This is a genomic window from Variovorax sp. 10N432 (genome assembly GCF_056394465.1).
In genome coordinates, this window is record NZ_JBFTHX010000102.1 from 1 (window position 1) to 2,591 (window position 2,591).

Annotated in this window: 5 protein-coding genes; 4 read left to right on the forward strand and 1 reads right to left on the reverse strand. The window is 63.5% G+C overall.

Translation table 11 applies throughout. From position 1 onward, the window contains the following. Window positions 1-376: NAD(P)H-hydrate dehydratase (locus AC1DF3_RS36715; RefSeq protein ID WP_478142774.1), on the forward strand; the 376-nt coding region annotated here is incomplete at its 5' end. A gap of 362 nt (window positions 377-738) precedes the next feature. Here AC1DF3_RS36715 and AC1DF3_RS36720 read toward each other — a convergent pair. Further along, a complete protein-coding gene (locus AC1DF3_RS36720; RefSeq protein ID WP_286535823.1) occupies window positions 739-936 on the reverse strand; it encodes a hypothetical protein in 198 nt (65 codons plus the stop codon). Between the two features lie 172 nt (window positions 937-1,108). Here AC1DF3_RS36720 and AC1DF3_RS36725 point away from each other — a divergent pair, with 172 nt between their 5' ends. The 3 genes from AC1DF3_RS36725 to AC1DF3_RS36735 all read left to right on the forward strand — a co-directional run. After that, window positions 1,109-1,366 (forward strand): hypothetical protein, encoded by a 258-nt coding sequence (locus tag AC1DF3_RS36725; protein ID WP_286535822.1) that lies wholly within the window; start codon window positions 1,109-1,111, stop codon window positions 1,364-1,366. A gap of 191 nt (window positions 1,367-1,557) precedes the next feature. Next, window positions 1,558-1,944, forward strand: coding sequence for a hypothetical protein (locus AC1DF3_RS36730; protein WP_478142775.1), 387 nt, complete (start codon window positions 1,558-1,560; stop codon window positions 1,942-1,944). A 462-nt stretch (window positions 1,945-2,406) separates the two neighbouring features. Then, the coding region (locus AC1DF3_RS36735) for a response regulator (RefSeq protein WP_478142776.1) at window positions 2,407-2,591 on the forward strand (185 nt) is incomplete at its 3' end.

Here is a 2,591-nt window from a genome sequence, read left to right on the forward strand (position 1 = left end):
AAGGAAGGAGGCTGTCTGCGAAGACCCGGTCGCGGCGGCGCGCGACGCTGCAAGCCGCTGGAACGCGTGCGTGGCGTTGAAGGGCGGCAGCACGGTCATTGCCTCGCCGGACGGTGCGTTGTGGCAGTTCGATGATGGGGCGGCGGGATTGGCTACGTCGGGCTCCGGGGACACGCTGGCAGGTCTGATTGGCGGCCTGGCGGCGCGGGGCCTGCAGCCGCTCCCCGCCTGCGCCTGGGGCGTGGCGGCGCACGCAAGCGCTGGGGCTGCACTGTCGCGGCGGCACGGTCCGCTGGGCTATCTGGCGCGCGAACTGGCTGCAGAACTGCCCGCCAGCTTGCACGCGCTCGGCCGTTCCGTGTCGCACCGAGGCTGAGCGCGCCTCGCAGCGGTTCCCTGCGCGTGCGGGTCGCTGAGCGCGACATCTTCGCGTTGCGATCGCTTTCCGCGGAGGCGCTGCAGCGTGCGGCGAGCAAGCCCATCGCCTACGCGACCTGCGCTGCTGGACGACCCATGCCTGCAGGCGCGGAAACCCAGACTGACCCATCCTCGGTGCTCTCGTGGATCACCCAATGGAAGTGGCCGGGGTCCGGTTCGTCGACCCAAACTGCGATGTGCCTGAGGTGTGTCATTGGGCCGTTCCCAACGTTGATCAAGATTTTTCAATCCCGCCACTGCGGCCCGCCGTCCCAGGGGTCTTGTATTCGAAGCGCTTCTCCAGGACACGCAACCGGTCAGTCACTCGGGAGCGACACGAAAAAGCCCGCCGAAGCGGGCAAAGACCAGTCGATGGTCGGAGGAGACATCAATGATGTGCCGATTCTCTGAACGATCGCTGAACGCCATGCGATGCGAAACGTTGTCAAAGAGGAAGCGCACAGGGTCACCTATTCGGCGGCACTGGAGGTTCACGCGGGTGGGATGGAAGATAGTCACGGCGGTCTCCGGAAAGCCAGCGGTGCACGGAGCACAACAAGATAGCCTGGCTGCCGGTCCAGCGGAGGCGAAGGCAAGAACGGTGCCTCTCCAGCGCCTACCTGACGAGGCATCAACGTGGCATGTCTCTACATGCGCAAGTCGCGCCCCCCCTGGCGAGGCGCGCTCCTTCTTGCTCCTCCTCGAGTCACTTCTTCTGGTCGGGCTGCTGCTGCCTGCCCTGACCAGGCTGCTGACCGGTCTGCTGCTTGCCGGGATCCTGCTGCTGCTGCCCCGGATTGCCTTGACCTTGCCCTGGCTGTTGCTGCTTCCCCGGGTCCTGCTGCTGCTGGCGGGGATTGGACGTCTGATTGCCGGGCTGGTTGGGGTTGTTACCTTGATTCATGAGAAGCCTTTCTCGATGGCCGGAGCGACGATGCTCCGCCGCTAAAGTAGGCACGCGTCAACATGCAGACGGTAGTCGCACGCCCAGATCAGGTGTAGGACGCTTTTTGCACGATCAGCTTCAATGGCCTTGCCTCTCCCCGTTCGATTCTCGTGAGGCGAAGAGAAGGTGCCTTGGTCTACATCAAGGCAGCGTGCATGGTCTTGCGTAGCATCGCTCACAACAGGAGACTTTCTATGCACACAACTTCCGAGACCTTGAAGTGCGACATGGACTCGCCCGACTCCTTGGCGCGCGAAGTGCCTCTCGTCCATTCTTGCTTGAACCAGTTGCTGGCACTCGCGCCGTGGCCCGCCGCCATGTGGGAGTTCTGGCGAAGCCAGTCCTCGCGCTATTCAACCTTCCTCCCGGCAGGTTCCTACGCCGCCGACGCGCCCTTCGCAGGAAGCTTGATTCCCGTAAGGAGACCATGCCATGCACCGTCGATCGACTCCACGAAGGAGACGACGAAGATCGAACCGTGGGGCGGTGACGGTCCCAACGGCCCCAATGAGGGGCCGAACATCACGACGGGCAAAGAGCGCGGCGCGCCGGGCTCACCCAGCAAGCCCACGGGTTCCTGACCGAGGAGACGCACATGCCAGACGACACCTCCGGGAGTCTTTCATGACAGCTGGACGCACGCTCTCAGGCAAGGAACCGAGCGGCTGAGGTCGCTCGCCGAGGCATCGCCTATCGCTGGCCCACGCGCGGGAGGGGAGAACGAGGACGCGGACCCGGTCAGTGATCAGTGCGTAGCCTGATCAGGATGAGCAGCTGGCCCGGCTGAGCCGAACGCCAGTTTGAGTTCCTTCAGAGCGTCTTGGACTCGTTCAATCGCCGTGAGCACGCCGCTCGCAGACTCAGGGTCCGCGCCGGCAGGCGGACTGAGGGCGAACGTGAGGCGCTCGCACGCAAGCGCCCATTTGAGTTGGGCCTTTAGCTGCTCTGGGGTGCGCTGGGATTCGGTCATTGGCGATTCGATCCTACCCTCACACATCCTGAGCGCTCACTCACATTGCAAGGATTCCAACTACCGTTGCGAGATGGCAGGGCTATCGGTATTCCTCGTTGAGGACAACAAACAGATTCGGGATCATTTGATTCCCGCGCTGGCCGATTTAGGGTCCGCAAGCGTGATGGCCGTTGCCGAGACTGAAGGCGAAGCCATCGCCTGGCTTGCGCATCACAAGGGGCAGTGGGATCTCGCTGTTGTCGATCTCTTCTTGGC

Coding starts and splice junctions, on each gene's coding strand:
- AC1DF3_RS36730 (WP_478142775.1), top strand. CDS start 1,558: ATGCACACAACTTCCGAGACCTTGAAGTGCGACATGGACTCGCCCGAC.